Source organism: Streptomyces sp. NPDC049541 (genome assembly GCF_044465725.1).
In the GTDB taxonomy this organism is placed as follows: domain Bacteria; phylum Actinomycetota; class Actinomycetes; order Streptomycetales; family Streptomycetaceae; genus Streptomyces.
Window position 1 is genome coordinate 42417 of the sequence record NZ_JBITLY010000015.1, and the last position, 16627, is coordinate 59043.

General features: G+C 71.7%; 14 protein-coding genes. 2 read left to right on the top strand and 12 right to left on the bottom strand.

Going from position 1 to position 16627, the window contains the following annotated elements:
• Positions 1-347: 347 nt before the first annotated feature.
• Complete coding sequence (locus ACIBW9_RS37730) at positions 348-1388, bottom strand: SDR family oxidoreductase (RefSeq protein WP_398961881.1); 1041 nt, start codon at positions 1386-1388, stop codon at positions 348-350.
• 3 nt (positions 1389-1391) lie between these two features.
• Positions 1392-1934, bottom strand: a complete 543-nt coding sequence (locus ACIBW9_RS37735) for a phage holin family protein (protein ID WP_398961883.1) — start codon at positions 1932-1934, stop codon at positions 1392-1394.
• Between the two features lie 145 nt (positions 1935-2079).
• Between ACIBW9_RS37735 and ACIBW9_RS37740 the strand changes: the two genes are divergently transcribed.
• Both ACIBW9_RS37740 and ACIBW9_RS37745 read left to right on the top strand, forming a co-directional pair.
• On the top strand, positions 2080-2628 hold the full coding sequence (locus ACIBW9_RS37740) for a hemerythrin domain-containing protein (RefSeq protein WP_398961886.1): 549 nt from the start codon (positions 2080-2082) through the stop codon (positions 2626-2628).
• Between the two features lie 89 nt (positions 2629-2717).
• Positions 2718-3065: a VOC family protein gene (locus ACIBW9_RS37745; RefSeq protein WP_398961889.1), complete on the top strand. Its 348-nt coding sequence runs from the start codon at positions 2718-2720 to the stop codon at positions 3063-3065.
• A gap of 3 nt (positions 3066-3068) precedes the next feature.
• On the opposite strand, the gene ACIBW9_RS37750 is transcribed toward ACIBW9_RS37745, so the two are convergent.
• The 10 genes from ACIBW9_RS37750 to ACIBW9_RS37795 all read right to left on the bottom strand — a co-directional run bounded on the left by ACIBW9_RS37750 (position 3069) and on the right by ACIBW9_RS37795 (position 16526).
• A complete protein-coding gene (locus tag ACIBW9_RS37750; protein ID WP_398961892.1) occupies positions 3069-4994 on the bottom strand; it encodes a DUF5107 domain-containing protein in 1926 nt (641 codons plus the stop codon).
• Between the two features lie 185 nt (positions 4995-5179).
• A complete protein-coding gene (locus ACIBW9_RS37755; RefSeq protein ID WP_398961894.1) occupies positions 5180-5746 on the bottom strand; it encodes a GNAT family N-acetyltransferase in 567 nt (188 codons plus the stop codon).
• A 19-nt stretch (positions 5747-5765) separates the two neighbouring features.
• Positions 5766-6011 (bottom strand): DUF1049 domain-containing protein, encoded by a 246-nt coding sequence (locus ACIBW9_RS37760; protein WP_398961896.1) that lies wholly within the window; start codon positions 6009-6011, stop codon positions 5766-5768.
• Positions 6012-6070: 59 nt separating this feature from the next.
• Positions 6071-7834, bottom strand: coding sequence for a CocE/NonD family hydrolase (locus ACIBW9_RS37765; protein ID WP_398961899.1), 1764 nt, complete (start codon positions 7832-7834; stop codon positions 6071-6073).
• A 143-nt stretch (positions 7835-7977) separates the two neighbouring features.
• Positions 7978-8901, bottom strand: a complete 924-nt coding sequence (locus ACIBW9_RS37770; protein ID WP_398961902.1) for an LD-carboxypeptidase — start codon at positions 8899-8901, stop codon at positions 7978-7980.
• Positions 8898-10850: a prolyl oligopeptidase family serine peptidase gene (locus ACIBW9_RS37775; protein WP_398961905.1), complete on the bottom strand. Its 1953-nt coding sequence runs from the start codon at positions 10848-10850 to the stop codon at positions 8898-8900. The genes ACIBW9_RS37770 and ACIBW9_RS37775 overlap by 4 nt, the downstream gene beginning before the upstream one ends.
• A 17-nt stretch (positions 10851-10867) precedes the next feature.
• Positions 10868-12172, bottom strand: a complete 1305-nt coding sequence (locus ACIBW9_RS37780; RefSeq protein WP_398961907.1) for a M20/M25/M40 family metallo-hydrolase — start codon at positions 12170-12172, stop codon at positions 10868-10870.
• Positions 12165-12998, bottom strand: a complete 834-nt coding sequence (locus ACIBW9_RS37785) for a M55 family metallopeptidase (RefSeq protein WP_398961910.1) — start codon at positions 12996-12998, stop codon at positions 12165-12167. The genes ACIBW9_RS37780 and ACIBW9_RS37785 overlap by 8 nt, the downstream gene beginning before the upstream one ends.
• Positions 12999-13106: 108 nt before the next feature.
• Positions 13107-13832, bottom strand: coding sequence for a class I SAM-dependent methyltransferase (locus ACIBW9_RS37790; protein ID WP_398961913.1), 726 nt, complete (start codon positions 13830-13832; stop codon positions 13107-13109).
• A 180-nt stretch (positions 13833-14012) separates the two neighbouring features.
• Positions 14013-16526, bottom strand: a complete 2514-nt coding sequence (locus ACIBW9_RS37795; RefSeq protein WP_398961915.1) for a SpoIIE family protein phosphatase — start codon at positions 16524-16526, stop codon at positions 14013-14015.
• Between the last annotated feature and the right edge of the window lie 101 nt (positions 16527-16627).

Sequence of the window (16627 nt, forward strand, 5' to 3'; positions counted from 1 at the left end):
ACCGTGCGCCCGACGTCCGGCCCCGGCCACGGACTGACCCTGCGGACCGACGAGGTCGAGGAGTACCGGGCCGGCTGATGTCCCAACGGCGCACGAGCATGTTCTTCGACGGCACGCTCGATCCGAAGGGAGCACCGTGCGCCCGACGTCCGGCCCCGGCCACGGACTGACCCTGCGGACCGACGAGGTCGAGGAGTACCGGGCCGGCTGATGCCCCAACGGCGCACGAACATGTTCTTCGACGGCACGCTCGATCCGAAGGGAGCACCGTGCGCCCGACGTCCGGCCCCGGCCACGGACTGACCCTGCGGACCGACGAGGTCAGGAGTACCGGGCCGGCTGATGCCCTAACGGCGGACGAGGCGGGTCAGTTTTCGTGCGGCCAGGGCGCCGGCGCCGACGGTGAGCGCCGTGCCCACCCGGCCGCGGTTCCGGGAGATCCACTCCTGCGCACTGTCCGGCCGGGACTCCTCGTCGAACCGCCCGTGCGCCCCGAAGTCCCGTCCGTGCGGTCCGTCCGCCGGGGCCCACAGGTTTCCGAGTTCACCGTGCTCGCCCTCGTCCTGCTGGGCGTCGAAGCCGGTGCGGGCGAGATAGCGGTCGAGCAGTCCGGGAACCACCGCGTTGGCGATCAGGGTGGCCACCGTGGAGCTTCCGACCCAGTACTCGCGCCGCCGCCCGTGCGAGGCCGCGTGCACGATCGCGCGGGCCGCGACCTCCGGCTGGAACACCGGCGCCACGGGCCGGGCCCGCCCCGGCATGCGGCTCAACACCCAGTCGAACTGCGGGGTGTTGAGGGCGGGCATCTGCACCATCGTCGTACGGACCCCGGTGCCGCTGTGCAGCAGCTCGCAGCGCAGCGACTCGTTGAACCCCTGGATCGCGTGCTTGGCCCCGCAGTACGCCGACTGCAGCGGAATCCCGCGGTAGGCGAGGGCGGAGCCCACCTGCACGATCGTGCCTCGGTCGCGCGGCAGCATGTGGTGCAGCGCGGCCCGGGTGCCGAACACACAGCCCAGGTACGTCACTTCGGTCACCCGGCGGAACTCGTCGGGGGTGATCTCGGTGAACGGCGCGAACACCCCGGCGAAGGCGTTGTTGACCCACACGTCGATGTGCCCGAACGTGTCGACGACCTGCTGGGCGGCGTCGTCGACCGCCTTGGCGTCGGCCATGTCGACGGAGACGACGAGCGCCTCGCCGCCGGCGCGCTGCACCTCGTCGGCCGCCGCGGCGAGGCCCTCACGTCCGCGGGCCAGCAGGGCGACCCGGTCACCGCGGGCGGCGAAGGCCAGGGCCGCGGCCCGGCCCACGCCGCCGCTGGCCCCGGTCACGACGACGGCTCTACGGCCCCCCGGCACGGGCACGCCCCACCGCTTGCGGACCATGAGTCACCCCCGGTGGTGCGGCTGCTCGGGATCGATGTCGTCCTGGCACGGCGCCGGCGTGCCCGAACCGCCCGGTTCGCCCGCGGCGGGTGCGCCCGCCGCCCCGCCCAGACCGCCCGGTGCGACCGGTGGCATCGGCGGGTACGGCGCTCCGAGGCCGCTCGGCGGCGCGGCGGGCGCCCGGCCGCCGACGACGGGGTCGCCCTGGCTCGCGGTGGCCAGCTCCGCCTCCCGTTCCGGCGTGGCCCGGGACGCGGAGGGGCGGGCCGCGCCACGCAGGACGTAGGCGACGACGCCGAGGATCACCGCGGTGATCAGTGCGGCGGCCCAGTCGGGCAGGCCGATGGCGAGGGCCAGTCCGATGGTGAGCGCGAGGGCCGCGCCCGCGTACAGGGCGACGGCTCCGGACACGGCGTACAGCATCGCCCTACGCCGCTGCTTGCGAGTCTGTTCGCGCAGTTCGTCGCGCACGGTCTCGCGCGCCACCTGCGCCAGCTCGTCGACCAGGTGCCTGTCCAAATGCTCCAGATGATCCAAGCCTTCCATGGCCGCCGAGTACCCGTACGGGCGTACGGATAACGCGGTCCGTCACGGCCGGAAAGCGGTGCGTCAGCCCTTGGCCGCCGGGTACCCGGCGCACGCACGACCGCACGACCAAAACCCTCACCGACCCCTCTACAGGAGTTGCAGGATGACCGAGCGCACCGATGTGGTGGAGCTGCTCAAGGGGCAGCACATCCGGATCCGAGAACTGTTCGACGAGGTGGCGAACACCAAGGGCGCGGACCGCAAGCGGCACTTCCACGACCTCGTCCGGCTGCTCGCGGTGCACGAGACGGCCGAGGAAGAGGTCGTCCACCCCTTCGCCCGCAAGCACATCGACGGCGGCGAGCTGGTCGTCAAGGACCGGATCGAGGAGGAGGAGAAGGCCAAGGCGGCCCTGTCCCGGCTGGACGACATGGACCCGGACTCGCCGGAGTTCCTGGACCAGTTCGCGGCCCTGCGCCAGGACGTGCTCGCCCACGCGGACAACGAGGAGCGGTACGAGTTCGCCCACTTCAGCCGGGTCGCCGACCGCGACAGGCTGGAGACCCTGGCCCGCGCGGTGCAGGCGGCCGAGGCGCTGGCGCCCACGCGTCCGCACCCGGGCACCGACACCGCCCTGAAGAACGTGGCGGTGGGCCCGGTCGCGGCCGTCATCGACCGCACGCGTGACGTCATACGCAAGGCGATGGGCTGATCCACGCCCCGGGGCGGCCGGGCCGAGGACGATCACCGAAACGATCGGAAGTGATCTCCTGGCCCGGCCGCCCCAACTAGGCTCTGCGCATGGACATTCTGGGAGCCACGCTGCGTATCTGCGTCGACGACCTGGAGACCGCGGTCCCCTTCTACGAACGGCTGGCGGGCGGCAGAGCCCAGCGCTTCGAACGCGGCGGCGTCCAGGTGGCCGCGGTCGGCTGCTTCCTGCTGATGAGCGGGCCCGAGGCCGAACTGGAGGTGCTGCGCAAGATCTCCGCGACGATCGCCGTCAAGGACGTCGAGGAAACCCACCGGGTGCTGACCCAGCTCGGCGCACACATCGTCGCGGGTCCGGTGCCGACACCAGGCGGCCGCAACCTGATCGCGATGCACCCGGACGGCATGGTGTACGAGTACGTGGACCGCAACGTGTAGAGCCTACGGCTCAGGCCGCATACGGAAGTCGTAGTGGGCCGGGAGCGGTTCGTCGGTCAGTCTCGACCACAGGCGGCTGATCGCCTCCGCTCCCTCCCGCAGGTCGGCGGCCTCGAAGCCCGCCCGGAAGATGTCCAGGGCCTCCTCCCGCCGCCCTTCCGCGAGCAGCAGCCCCGCCTCGATCAACCGGAACCGGCCGCGCTCCCGGGTGGCGGGGTGCAGCCGCTCCCAGACCTCTCGTGCCTGCGCGGTGCGGCGTACGGCGAGCAGTGCCTCGATCGTCTCGCGGCCCAGCGCGGCCGTGGCCGCCGTCCACTGTTCCCCGCCGTCGCGCCGCTCATGGCACAGGTCGTCGAAGGCTTCGGCATACCGGTCCGCGGCCCGTTCGTGGTTGCCGCTCTCCTGGTCGGCGACGGCGAGGCAGCGCAGCAACGGCCAGAGCGACGGGGCGAGTTCGAGGGCCCGCTCCCAGCTGCGCACCGCCTGCGCCCGGTCACCGGCGTGCCACTGGGCGACGCCGAGGTGGTACTCGGTGAGCGGGGTCGCGGGCGCGGTCTCGAGCATGTCGCGCCAGTGCGGGGCGACCAGCGTCTCACCGGGGGGCCGCACCCGGCGCGGCTCCGGGAAGACACCGGTCCGCAGCAGCTGCAGCCAGGGTTCCTGGGCCTCGCCGAGCGTGTCCTCGTCGAAGGGCGTGCCGGGCAGCTTCCAGTCGGCGCGCAGCACTTCGAGCGCGCCCCAGCCGGAGCCGACGGCGAGGATCTCGCCGGGTTCGGTGTCGGCGTGCGGCTTCCAGGCGGCGTGGGCGGCGTCGACCTCGGCGCGCGGGAGGGCGGCTTCGAGACGCGCCTCCACTTCGTCGGCGGCCTCCGAGGAGCTGAGCGGACCGTAGGCCTCCAGCCACGACACCTCGCTCTCCGGTTCCAGCCGTACGTGCTCCAGCTGGGTGCGGGCGAGCCCGGCCTGGATCTCCGAGTAGCCGCCCGTGCCGGGTTCGGTGAGCCACTGCTGCCAGCGGCGTCCGCCGGGTCCCTTCCCCCAGACGAACAGTTTGCGTCCGCGCAGCAGGTCGGTGGAGGTCTGCACCAGGCCGTGACCGTCCTCGTCGAGGGCGGCGATCCAGCGTCGCTGCTCATCCGGCAGGTCGTAGAAGTAGTCCGCGGCGTAAGGGAGTTGCTGCACCTCGTCACACGACGGTGCGGGCACCTTCCGCAGGCGCCGCTCGTACCCGAACTGCCAGGCCTCCTCCGCGGGCGCCGACAGCCGGCGCTCCTCCGGTACGGCGATGTTGGACCACCAGTAGACCGGCACGGGCCGCTCGTGCGGGTTGCGGACGCGCACACCGACGTACAGGAAGTCGGAGCCCTCCGGCAGCCACAGGTCGACCTGGAAGGGAAGGTCGCGCAGCCGCTCCCACTCCCACAGCCGGAGCATCTCGCCGCCGTCGGGGGCGGGGACGCGGGCGGCGTGGAGCGGGGAACAGGAGAGGGCGGTGTGGCCGGTGGCGCCGAAGTTCCATTCGATGCCGCCGGAGAACCAGGCGCCGTTGAGGGCGAAGTCAGCGGGCTGGAACACCGGGTTCCGGTACAGGAGTTCACGGCCGGTCGGCTTGTGCAGCAGGGAGGCGACACGGCCGCCGAGGCCGGGCAGCACGGTGGCGCGCAGCTTGCCGTTCTCGATCACGAGGGTGTCGAACTCGCGGGGTTCACGCACCCGCCCGTACCCGTCCCGGACCCGCACCGGCAGCAGACTGCGCAAGGGCCCGTAGCCGACCTGCCGGGCCATCTCCCGCGGCAGCTCGTCCCGGTCCCGGTCCTCGATGCGGTGCACCTCGTGCAGCAGCCGCAACGGGGGCAGGGGATTGTCCGGCCCCAACTCCGCGGCGGGCAACGTCAGTACCTCACGCCGAATGCTCGTCACGATCACCATGGAAGCCGCTCATCGGTGACCTGACCAGGGGCCCTACCGGTCAGGATTCCGCAAAGGGCAGCTGCCGCGCGCCCCAGAGGGGCGCGGGGCTGTATCGATATGCGGCTCCGCCGCGTGAGCGCGACAAGCCACAACGGCGCAGCAGCCAACCGACACTCCCTCGTGGCACTACCCAGTCGCTGCGATCACAGCGAAGCGCCCCGCATCTCTGCAGTGATCGCCCACCGCTCATGATCCCGCCAGTCCCCGTCAATAAAGATCATCTTCGGCGAGAACCCTTCGAGCCGAAATCCACACGCGCGCGCCAGCGCGATCGACGCCGCGTTCTGCGGTTGCGCGTTGATCTCCAGCCGGTGCAGCCGCATCGGCCCGAAGGCGTACCCCACCACCAGGTCGAGCCCCTCCCGCATCAGCCCGCGCCCGGCGGCGTGCGCGAAGGCGCCGTAGCCGAGCGCGCCGCACTGGAAGCCGCCCTCGACGATGTTGTTGATGTTGATGTACCCGGCGATGGCCCCGGCCCCCTGCTCGCCGTCCTTCTCGCAGACGAGGAACCCGGCCTTGGTCGGGTCCTCGATCAGCCGGCCCGCGTAGGCGGTGTAGGCGCTCGCGGTGTCCGGCGGGAACAGCCAGGGGTGGTGCAGATCCTTGCTCTCACGGGCGCGGGCGGTGAACTCGGCACCGTCCTCGTAGGTGAAGTGACGTATCCCCACGCGGGGGCCTTCGGCGAGATAACGGGATGCGGTGTGCGGCATCACGCCACCCTACGGCGGTCTAGGGCTTCCGCCTCATGAAATACGCCCCGAAGAACGAGCCGATCGCCGCCCCGACGAGCAGGGCCGTCGACAGAGGCATGGTGACCTCGGGGATCAGGAGGCGGATCCTGATGTGCCGGGTGTTCTGGAAGATGAAGATCAGGGCGAAGACGGCGAGCAGCAGGACGGCCACCCGGCGGGGCGTCACCGCCGGGCCCCGCTCGCCGCTGCGCCTGGCACCCGGCTCGGAGGTCTTCGGGGTCATACCCCAAGGATGCGCCCGAAGCCCCCCTTACGCACGGTGAGGACTGCCGGTGAGACGCCTCACCCGCCGAGCACGGGCAGCTCCAGCACCCCGGTGTTCCCGGGCGCGCTCGCCACGGTGACCGCCTTGATCCCGCGGTTGCCGAAGTAGGCGTCGTCGCTCGCCGCGATCACGAACTGCAGCCGGTGCCTCCTCTGGTACCGGTGCACGATGCCCGGCAGGCTCACGGTGAAGCTCTTGGTCACGTCCGGCACCCGTACCGGTGCGACCAGCCGGTGCACCAGCGTCTTGGTGCCGTCGGGCGCGACGTCGTACAGCTTGGCGAACAGGACGAGCCGGTCGGCGGCGTTGGCGGAGTCCTGGGCCTTCGCGGCCTGCGGGGAATCGACCCTGAGCGTGGCCCGCGGCGCGCCGACCACGTCGGTGCTGCGGGCGAGCGGTTCGCTGGTCCAGGCGAGGTAGGTGCCCTCGGTGTCGAACGGCGCCGGGTCCGGCAGCCCGCCGAGCGCGGCCAGCGAGGTCTCCGAATGGCTCGTGGGGGTCAGCTGGTTGGCGTACGTACGGCTGCCGGGGGCCACCTTCTTGCCGTTGTCGACGAGTTTGCCGTCCCCGGAGAGATACAGCTTCCGGCTGAGGGCGGGCAGGTGGTCGGCGGTGGCGTATGCGTGGGCGGGGTCGGTGATCCAGTCGCGGTGGTAGGCGAAGGCCGGTCCGGTGTCGGTGTGCCGCCCCCGGAGGTAGTGGTCGAACCAGGACATGATCCGCCTGCCGACATAACTGGTGTCCAAGTTGCCCTGGGTGAGGTTGAGTTCACCGTCCACCATGCCGCCGCTGTGCCCCCAGGACTGCCAGATCATCGCGGCGGGTGTGCCCTGGGCCTTGAGCGTCTTGTACGTCGCCGTCGCCTCGTTGAGGTTGAAGAGGCTGTCGGCCTGCCCCTGGATCAGCAGGGTGGGCGCCTGGACCCGGTTCAGGTACGACGCCGGGGAGACGCTGCGGGCGTAGGCGAGCATCGCGGCGGTGGGGACCGGGCGGTAGCTGCCGGAGTTCAGGGTGCGGATGGTGGCGCAGGCCCGGGTGACGAAGTGCAGACAGGTGAGGGAGTTGATCCGGGACGGGTCGAGGTTCGGCTGGGTCAGCGTCTGGCCCTCGCCGAGGAGGTAGAACCCGTTGGTCCACTGCCATTTGAACGCGCCGGGGACGGTGCCTCCGGCGTTGTTCGGGTCCAGCGCGTAGGCGAGGTCGTTCCAGGTGATCAGGGGGATCAGCGCGTCCACCCGGCGGTCGACGGCGGCCGTGGCGAGCTGGATGGCGCCGCCGTACGAGCCGCCGATCATGCCGATCCGTGGGTCGCCCGCCCCGTCGAGGGTGACGAAGTCGGCCCTGGTGCCGTCGTCGGCGGCGCGTCTGCCGCCGAGGAAGTCGATCAGCCGGGAGGCGGCGGTGCCGTCGATGCCGGGGTCGTCGAGCGAGATCAGACAGCCGGAGCGACCGAAACCGAGCCCGGAGTAGATCAGGGACACATAGCCCCGCGCGGCGAGGGCCTTGCCGATGGCGTCGGTGGTGCCGTCGGACTTGCTGCCGCCGAAGCCGTTCGTGGCGAGCACGGCCGGGGCCCGGTGCGAGCTGTCGACGCCCGCCGGGCGGTAGAGGTCGGCGTCGACCGCGCAGCGGCGGCCGCCGGCCTGGACGGAGAACTTCAGTGCTGTGACGCTGTATTGGCCTGCTGCGGACACGGGAGCGGTGAGTGCCTGGGGCGCGGCGAGCGCCGCGCCCAGGGCGAGAGCGAGCGGAGCCCGGGATCTGAACACGCGTCGGGACACTGAGACCTCCACACTCAGGACAGCCCTGCTTACCGACCAGTAAGTAACCACCGCTTGTCATGGTGTGACACGTGTCATACGTGGTCAATCGCCCAGACGAGTGCTCTTGACGGATATTCAGTGAAGGCGATCGTCCGTTCGGTTCAGAGAAGGGCGGGCTCGTCGAGCGTCAAGGTGCCCGTATCGGCGTCGAGTTCGGCGGTCACACCGAAGGGGATGGTCAACGCGCCCTCGCAGTGCCCGAATCCGAACTCCTCGACGACGGGCACGCCGAGGTCCCCGAGCCGGTCCACGAGGACGGCGCGCACTTCCTCGTAGGGACCGCACTTCGCCCAGGAACCCAGCGCGAACCCGGTGACGCCGTCGAGCCATCCGGTGCGCAGCAGCTGGGTCAGCATCCGGTCGATGCGGTACGGCCGTTCGCCGACGTCCTCGATCAGCAGCAGCCCACCGCGGGCACCGTCGTGGGCGTGCGGCGTCCCGAGGTCGGAGGTGAGCATGCTCAGACATCCGCCCAGCGTGACGCCCCGGGCCCACCCCGCAACCAGAGCGGTGCCGGTGGAGACGAGGGTGCGGACCCGCTCCGGGGCGAACAGGGTGGCTCTGAGGTGTTCCTGCGCCCGGGCGTGCTTGATGAAGTCGATGCCGGCGGCCGCCGGTCCGTGCAGGGTGACCAGGCCCAGCCGGTTGGCGAACGCCTGGTGCAGCACCGTGATGTCGCTGAAGCCCACGAACACCTTGGGTCCGGCGGCCCGCATCGCGTCCCAGTCGAGCAGGTCGACCATCCGCTGCGCCCCGTACCCGCCCCGCGCGCACAGCACCGCGTCCACCGAGGGGTCGCACCAGGCGGCCTGCAGATCGGCGGCCCGTTCGGCGTCCGTGCCCGCCAGGTAGTCGAACTCGGCGTGCCGGTCCAGCACATGGGGTGCCACCAGCGGGTCGAGGTCCCAGCCCCGCAGCACGTCCAGCCCGGCCTGCACCCGTTCCTCCGGCACCGGACCGCTCGGCGCGACGACGGCCACGCGGGCACCTGGGGCGAGCCGGGACGGACGCAGGAGTTCTCTCACTTGGTCAGCTCCAGTGTGGGGACGCCGCGCTGATTCAGCCCGAAGACCTGGGCGTAGAGGGAGAGTTCGGACTCCAGGACCCGGATCATGGTCTCCGCCCGCCGGAACCCGTGCCCCTCACCCTCGAAGGTGAGGTACGCGTGCGGCACCCGCCGGCCCTCCATCCGCTCCAGGAACCGTTCGCACTGGGCGGGCGGGCAGATCACGTCGTCCAGGCCCTGCAGCAGCAGGAAGGGGGCGGTGATGCGGTCGGCGTGCTCGGCGGGCGAGCGCTCCGCGTACCGGCCGGGCACCTCGGCGAGCGGTCCGACCAGGGTTTCCAGGTACTGCGACTCGAAGTCGTGGGTCTCCCCCGAGCCCCAGCCGGCCAGGTCGAGGATGGGGTAGAGGATCGTGCCGCAGGCGTAGACGTCGGTGGCGGCGAGGGAGGCGGCCGAGGTCCAGCCGCCCGCGCTGCCACCCCGGATCGCGAGCCGCCCGCGGTCGGCGGTGCCCTCGTCAGCGAGGGCGAGCGCGACGGCCGCGCAGTCCTCGACGTCGACCACGCCCCACTGCTCGCGCAGCCGGTTGCGGTACTCGCGCCCGTGCCCGGTCGAGCCGCCGTAGTTGACCTCGGCGACGCCGATGCCCCGGGAGGTGAAGTAGGCGATCTCCAGGTCCAGCACGAGCGGCGCCCGGCTGGTGGGGCCGCCGTGCACCCAGACCACGTACGGCGGCAGCTCGTCGCCGGGCGAGACGCAGCCCGGGTTGTGCGGCGGATAGATGTGCGCGTGGATGTCGCGTCCCGCGGGCCCGGTGAAGGTGCGGATCTGCGGTTCGGGGTAGTACGCGGGGTCGACCGCGTCCTGGTGCTCGGCGCCGATCACACGGGCCCGGCCGGCCCGGGTGTCGAGCTCCACCACCTCGTAGGCGCTGCGCGGGCTGGCTCCGACGGTGACGACGCGCTCGCCGTGCACCGCGAGCGTGGGCGCGAACTCGGTCCAGGGGCCGGCCGCGTCGACGACCTCGCCGGTCTCCGGGTCGAGGACGCCGAGCGCGGTGGCGCCGCGGCCGTGCACCACGGCGATCAGTCCGCTGTCCAGCGGGGCGAACCAGCGCTGTCCGAGCTTCCACAGCGGCCCGCCGAACTCCTCCTCGCGTGGGCAGAGGGGGACTCCGTCGCGGTAGAGGTTCCACCAGCCGGTGCGGTCGCTCGCGTAGAGGAGGGAGCCGTCGGGGGCCCAGTCCGCCTGGGCGATCGATTCGTCCGGACCGCCGGCGAGCGTGCGTGTCTCCCGCAGGGTCCCGTCCTCGGCGACCTGGGCCAGGACCAGTTCCGTGCCGTCCCACGGCATCCGCGGATGGTCCCAGGCGAGCCACACCGCGCTGCGCCCGTCGGGCGAGAGGCGGGGACCGGTGACGAACCGGTGCCGGTCGTCGGTGAGTTCGCGAACGGCATCCCGGTCCTGGACCGCCGATCCGTCCAGCGGCACCGCGGCCAGGACGCGCCGCACATCGGTGGGTCCGTCGCCGGTGAACTCCTCCAGAACGCACCACACTTCACCGCGTTCGACCTGCAACTGGGGCTCCACCCAGCGCAGTCCGCCGCCCACGGGCGAGACGGGCGTGAGGGGCCGCGGGTCGCTCCCTGGCTCGTACCGGTAGAGCCGCTGGTCGGCGAAGTTCACGAACACCACGAGCGGCCGTCCGGCCACGACCGTCCCGGCCCAGGGCTGTCCGCCGTACTCGATGACGCGGCTGCGGACGTCCCATGGCGCGGGCAGCAGCGGCTCCTCCTCGCCGTCGGCGCGGCGCCGCACCAGGGTGCGGCGGCCGCCCTCGGTGGGGCGTGGCTCGGTCCACCACGCCTCGTCGCCCACGAAGCCCACGTACTCGGGTCGCCCGTCGTGCGCGGCGGCGAGCGCCGCGTCGATGGGCGAGGGCCAGGAACCGTACGGCAGTCTCTGCACGTTCTCCCCCAACTCGCCTAGGCCGTCCGCAGGAAGCGGTCGAGGACGCGGACACCGAAGTGCAGCGCCTCGACCGGGACCCGCTCGTCGACCCCGTGGAACATGGCCTGGTAGTCGTAGCCCTCCGGGAGCCTCAGCGGCGTGAAGCCGTACCCGGTGATGCCGAGCCGCGAGAACTGCTTGGCGTCCGTGCCGCCCGACATGCAGTACGGCACCACATGCCCCTCGGGCGCGAACTCCTCGACGGCGGCACGCATCTTCGCGTACGTCGGCGAGTCCACCGGCGCCTGGAGGGCGACCTCACGGTGGTGGAACTCCCACTCCACGTCGGGCCCGGTGAGCTGGTCAAGGGTCGTGCGGAACTCGTCCTCGCCGCCGTACAGATACCGCCCGTCGACATACGCGACCGCTTCACCGGGGATCACGTTGAGCTTGTAACCCGCTTCCAGCATGGTCGGGTTGGCGCTGTTGCGGACGGTCGACTCGACGAGCTTCGCTGCCGGGCCGAGCTTTTCGAGCAGACGGTCGATGTCGTCCAGGCCGGCGTCGAGGCCGTAGAGCGTGGCCAGTTCCGACAGCGCGGCCCACACGGTCGGAGTCGGCCGCAGCGGCCATTCGTGCTCGCCGATGCGGGTGATCGCGGCGGCGAGACGGGTGACCGCGTTCTCCTTGTTCACCTTGGAGCCGTGCCCGGCGCGCCCGCGCGCGGTGAGCTTCAGCCAGGCCGTGCCGCGCTCACCGGCCGCGATCGGGTAGATCTGCCGTCCGCTGCCGTCGTGGAAGGTGAAGGCCCCCGACTCGCTGACGCCCTCGGTGCACCCCTCGAACAGCCCGGGGTGCTGATCGGCGAGGAACCCGGAACCGTCCTGCGCGCTGTCCTCCTCGTCGGCGGTGAACGCGACGACGATGTCACGCCGTGGCCGCACGCCCTGGCGCGCCCAGCTCCGCAGCACGGCCAGGATCATGGCGTCCATGTTCTTCATGTCGACGGCGCCGCGCCCCCACACCACCCCGTCGCGGATCTCTCCGGAGAAGGGATGGACGGTCCAGTCCTCGGCCCGGGCGGGTACGACGTCCAGATGACCGTGGAGGAGCAGCGCGTCGGCGGACGGGTCGGTCCCCTCCAGGCGCGCGACGACATTCGTGCGCCCCTTGGTGCGCTCCAGCATCACGGGTTCGAGTCCGGCCCCGGCCAGCTGCTCGGCGGCGTACTCGGCGGCGGGCCGCTCCTGGCAGTCGCCGCCGCCGCGGTTGGTGGTGTCGATACGGATGAGGTCGGAGGTGAAACGGACGACCTCTTCCAGGGCCTGCTGGTCAGCCATACTGCTCCTCCACGGCGGCCGAGACGATCGTGGTGACCGCCTTGAAGGTACGGATCCCCTCGTACATCGTCTCGCTGGTGTACGCCACCTTCCGCTCCCCGATCCGGCCGACGCCGGGCACGACGGTGGCGGCCATGGCGAGATGCTCGGCGTCGAACTCGAGCGCGAGGGTGAACGGCCCTGCCTGGACGGGTTGGTGACGGACCGCCAGCTGGGCCGCCTCCTTGGCGGCGGCCCGGATGTCGGACGCGGTCCTGGCCGGCGTACGGCACACGGCCGCGTACCGCGACACATGGTCCTTGACGGCGACCTTCAGCGCCTCGGGCGCATACCCGAGGGCGTCCTCGCAGGCCACGTCGTCGCCGGTGACCAGGATGACCGGCACCCCGTACTCGGCGACGACATGCGCGTTGAGCAGGCCCTCACTGGCGCGTACGTCGTTCAGCCATACCCCGGTGATCGAGTTGGCGAGGTAGGTGTGGGCGAGGACGCCCTCCATCCCGGCCCCGGCGTGATAGCCCACGAAGGCGATCCCGTCCACGTCCCCGTGCTGCACCCCCTCGACCATGGAGAGGGACTTGTGCCGCCCGGTGAGCATCTCCGTCCGCTCGTCGAGCTGCTCGAGGAGCAGGTTGCGCATGGTCCAGTGGGCCTCGTTGACGAGGACCTCGTCCGCCCCGCCGTCGAAGAACCCCAGCACGGCGGCGTTGACGTCCGAGGTGAACATCGAGCGGCACCGCTCCCACTGCGGTGTCCCCGGCAGCACATCGGCCGGCCAGGTCACCCCCGTGGCACCCTCCATGTCGGCGCTGATCAGGATCTTCATGGAGCGCCACGTTACGCGCCGCGGGCGAAACCGGCCAGGAAGCACAGGCCGGAGCGCACGGCGGAACAGGCGCGTCGGGACGGGCGGAGACGCTTCAAGATCATGCCCTCAGCTCGTGCGCCCCGCCACCAGCCACTTCGACGGCAGCACGATCCGGTTGCCGTCGGCATCGAACTCCGTGGTGGTCAGCGGGAGCTCGCCGCTCGCCAGGACGGTGAGGCCGGCCGTGCGCAGATACGCCGGCACGGCGTCGTCGGCGACTTCGCCGGGGGCGATGCCGTGCTGGAAGATCGGTGCGAGCTTGGCCGGGGGTCCGGTGGGGCTCTGCGCCAGGCCCAGCAGGACGGGCTTGGCGGCCTCGGAGAGTTCGACGAGGAAGACCCGGCCGCGCTCCCCGACCAGCGCGGCGATCCCGTCCACCATGGGCTGCCGGTCGTCCGGTTCGGCCTGGTGCAGAACGCCGCGCACATAGACGTTGGCGTCGCCGATCTCGGCGTGCAGCGTCTCCGTCTCGCTCTTCTCGACGGCGTCCAGCACCCGGTACGTCGCCTGTCCGGCGGGGTCGGCGTGCTGGGCGTGGGCGACGGCGGCAGCGGACAGATCCGCGCCGATCACTCGCCCGAAGCGGTCGGCGAGGAAACGGGTCTGGGTGCCGTTGCCGCAGCCGAGGTCCACCAGCGCCAGGCCGCGATCGGCGAGGTGCGGTTCGAACAGTCCCAGGTGCATGCCGACGGTCAGGGCGGGCTCCGCGTCCCAGAACACGGCCCCCTGTTCCTCCGGGGCTGCACGCCAGAAGCCCTCCCAGGCCTCGCGGTACCGACTCGTCACGCTCATGACCGACTCCCCAGGGTGCGACGTACTGGCCCGTTCAACTGACGGGCCAGTACGGTCTATCGCGCCCCGGTAACGGCTACAAGCGCGCGGCGCATTCCTTCACTCCGCATTCGAGGGGCGTACGCCCCCGGGCGCCCTCTCACCCGCCCGATGAGCCGTCAGCAGGCGCTTGTCGTGCGGTCAGCGGCGGGGCAAGGTCAGTTCGAACCAGACGGTCTTGCCCGCCTTCGTACGGCTGGTGCCCCACTCCCGGGCGAGGGCGCTGACCACGCGCAGTCCGCGTCCGGACTCCTCCTCGGGGCCGGCGCTGCGCAGGGTCGGCAGGTCGTGGTCGTCGTCGTCCACTTCGCACAGCAGGGTGTCGCCGCGGACGAGCCGCAGTTCGACGGGGCGGCTGTGGGAGTGCCGTACGGCGTTGGTGACGAGTTCGCTGACCAGCAGTTCGGCGGTGGGGACGAGTTTGGCGAGCCCCCACTCGTGGAGCTGTTCGCGGACGACGGTACGCGCGCGGCCGACCTCGATCGGGTCGAGGGCGAGCCGCCACTCGGCGACGTCGTCCGGCTCGATGCCGTTGAGGCGGGCCATCAGCAGGGCCACGTCGTCCTTGCGGCCGCCGCGGCCCGCTTCCGCAAACGTCGCGGCGAGGGCGCGGATGATGGAGTCGCAGGCGTCGTCCATGGAGGCGGCCGGGTGGGCGGCGGACTCGCTGAGGGCCGCGAGGCCGACCCCGATGTCCTCGCCGCGCACCTCGACCAGTCCGTCGGTGCACATCACGATGCGGTCGCCGGGCTCCACGCGCACGCGTACCGCTTCGAAGGGCACTCCGCCGACGCCGATGGGTGCACCGGTCGGCAGGTCGAGCAGCTCGCTGCGGCCGTCCTCGGCGCGGACCAGCACGGGTGGGATGTGTCCCGCGTTGGCGATGTGCAGTTCGCTCGCGATCGGGTCGTAGACGGCGTACAGACAGGTCGCGAGATAGGTGTCGCCGAGGCGCTGGGCGAGGTCGTCGAGGTTGCGCAGGAGCTGGGCGGGCGGCAGGTCGAGGGCTGCCATGGTCTGCACGGCCGTACGCAACTGGCCCATCATGGCGGCCGAGTTGAGGCCGTGCCCCATGACGTCGCCGACGACCAGCGCGGTGCGGGCGCCGGGCAGCTTCACGGAGTCGAACCAGTCGCCGCCGACCCGGCCGAGGAGCGTGCCCGGCAGATAGCGGGTGGCGATGTCGCAGCCCGCCATGCGCGGCGGGATGTGCGGCAGCATGCTGTCCTGGAGGGTCTCGGCGACGGACTCCTGGTACGTGTACATGCGCGCGTTGTCGAGCACGAGGCCCGCGCGGGCGGCGAGCTCGGCGCCGGTGACCCGGTCCATGTCGTTGAACTCGACGCGCTCCGGGTGGCGCAGCAGGATCATGAAGCCGAGGACCACGTTGCGTGCCTTCAGGGGCACGATCAGCATGGAGCGGTTGGTGATGAGCGGCCGGATGTCCCGCTTCTCGAACTGCGAGGCGATGGCATGGCCCATCTCCTCGCTGATGCGCGGCACCAGGACGGGCTCGCCGCTGGTCATGCACTGGAAGAACGGCGTGTGCGCCGGGAAGGGCATGGCCTCGCCGACCGGTACGACGTCGTCCCAGCGGCCGGGTTCGTCGGTGTGCTCGAGGGCGACGCGGTGCCACATCGTGGTCGTGTCCGGCACACCGTCCGGGAAGCCCTCGCCGGCGACGACCTGTTCGCGCAGATAGGTGCCGGCGACGTCCGTGAAGCGCGGGACGACGGCCTTGCTGACCTCGATGATGGTCGTGGCCAGGTCCAGCGAGGTGCCGATCCTCCCGCTGACCTCGTTGAGGAACTCCAGGCGCTCGCGTACGGCGGCGTACTCGAGGTCCTCGGTGTCGTCGGCGAGTTCGTGCGGTACCGGCCGTCCCTCGGCCGCCGCCCGCGCGGCCCGCTCGCGCCGGGCCTTGCGCTCGATGCGACGCGGGACGCCCCAGTCGGGGGTGACGGGCACCCGGTCGTTCTGGCTGAACTCCAGGACCGGATAGCCCAGTTCCAGGACCTGCGCGACGATGCGGGCGCTTTCGTCGACGCTCATGCTGGGCAGGATCTCGGGCAGCCTGCGGGCCAGCTCCTCGGCGCCGGGGAAGTCCGTGTGCAGGGCGAAGCCGGGTGCGATCCGCTCGAAGGCCAGATCCCCTTCGCCGCCGTCGGGTTCGTCCTGGCGGAGTCCGGCCGTGTCGGCGGCGAGCACCAGCAGCCGCTCGCGCCCCGGGCCCACCAGGGGGTACGCCCACCACAGCACGTCCACGCGCGCGTCGGCGCCGTCGGATTCGGGGACGGTGAGGCGGGCGCGGCCCGCGGCCGGGTAGGACAGCCCGCCGTCGAGCGAGGACCCCAGGTCGGGGCCGAGTCCGTCGTACGCGCCGTATGCCCCGTACACGCTGATGTCCTCGTCCTCGGGCAGTGCGCCGGAGACGGGCAGCAGGTCCAGCGCGGCGCGTCCTATCGCGTCGTCCTTGGGGACTCCGAAGAGCCGGCCCGCGCCCCTGCTCCAGTGGGAGACGAGGCCGTCACGGTCCACCACGACCACGGCCAGCGGGATGCGGCCGGCCGCTGCGGACTCCGTAGCCGCGCCGGTCCCAGCTCCGCGGCTGGGAGGCGTGTCCCTCTCGGTGCCACGGTCGGTGCCATTGTCCATGGCCCAGGCCCTCTCTCCCCACGGCTCCGCAAGATCTGTGCCGCCTACTCCACCGTACGGCTCAGCGCGGTGGTGATGTGCGGCAATACGGGAATTGATGC

Bases quoted from the DNA above. Each gene is read 5' to 3' on its own strand.
- ACIBW9_RS37760 (WP_398961896.1), bottom strand. From the start codon at position 6,011: ATGACCCCGAAGACCTCCGAGCCGGGTGCCAGGCGCAGCGGCGAGCGG.
- ACIBW9_RS37750 (WP_398961892.1), bottom strand. From the start codon at position 4,994: ATGGTGATCGTGACGAGCATTCGGCGTGAGGTACTGACGTTGCCCGCC.
- ACIBW9_RS37755 (WP_398961894.1), bottom strand. From the start codon at position 5,746: ATGCCGCACACCGCATCCCGTTATCTCGCCGAAGGCCCCCGCGTGGGG.
- ACIBW9_RS37795 (WP_398961915.1), bottom strand. From the start codon at position 16,526: ATGGACAATGGCACCGACCGTGGCACCGAGAGGGACACGCCTCCCAGC.
- ACIBW9_RS37730 (WP_398961881.1), bottom strand. From the start codon at position 1,388: ATGGTCCGCAAGCGGTGGGGCGTGCCCGTGCCGGGGGGCCGTAGAGCC.
- ACIBW9_RS37735 (WP_398961883.1), bottom strand. From the start codon at position 1,934: ATGGAAGGCTTGGATCATCTGGAGCATTTGGACAGGCACCTGGTCGAC.
- ACIBW9_RS37780 (WP_398961907.1), bottom strand. From the start codon at position 12,172: ATGGCTGACCAGCAGGCCCTGGAAGAGGTCGTCCGTTTCACCTCCGAC.
- ACIBW9_RS37745 (WP_398961889.1), top strand. From the start codon at position 2,718: ATGGACATTCTGGGAGCCACGCTGCGTATCTGCGTCGACGACCTGGAG.
- ACIBW9_RS37790 (WP_398961913.1), bottom strand. From the start codon at position 13,832: ATGAGCGTGACGAGTCGGTACCGCGAGGCCTGGGAGGGCTTCTGGCGT.
- ACIBW9_RS37785 (WP_398961910.1), bottom strand. From the start codon at position 12,998: ATGAAGATCCTGATCAGCGCCGACATGGAGGGTGCCACGGGGGTGACC.
- ACIBW9_RS37740 (WP_398961886.1), top strand. From the start codon at position 2,080: ATGACCGAGCGCACCGATGTGGTGGAGCTGCTCAAGGGGCAGCACATC.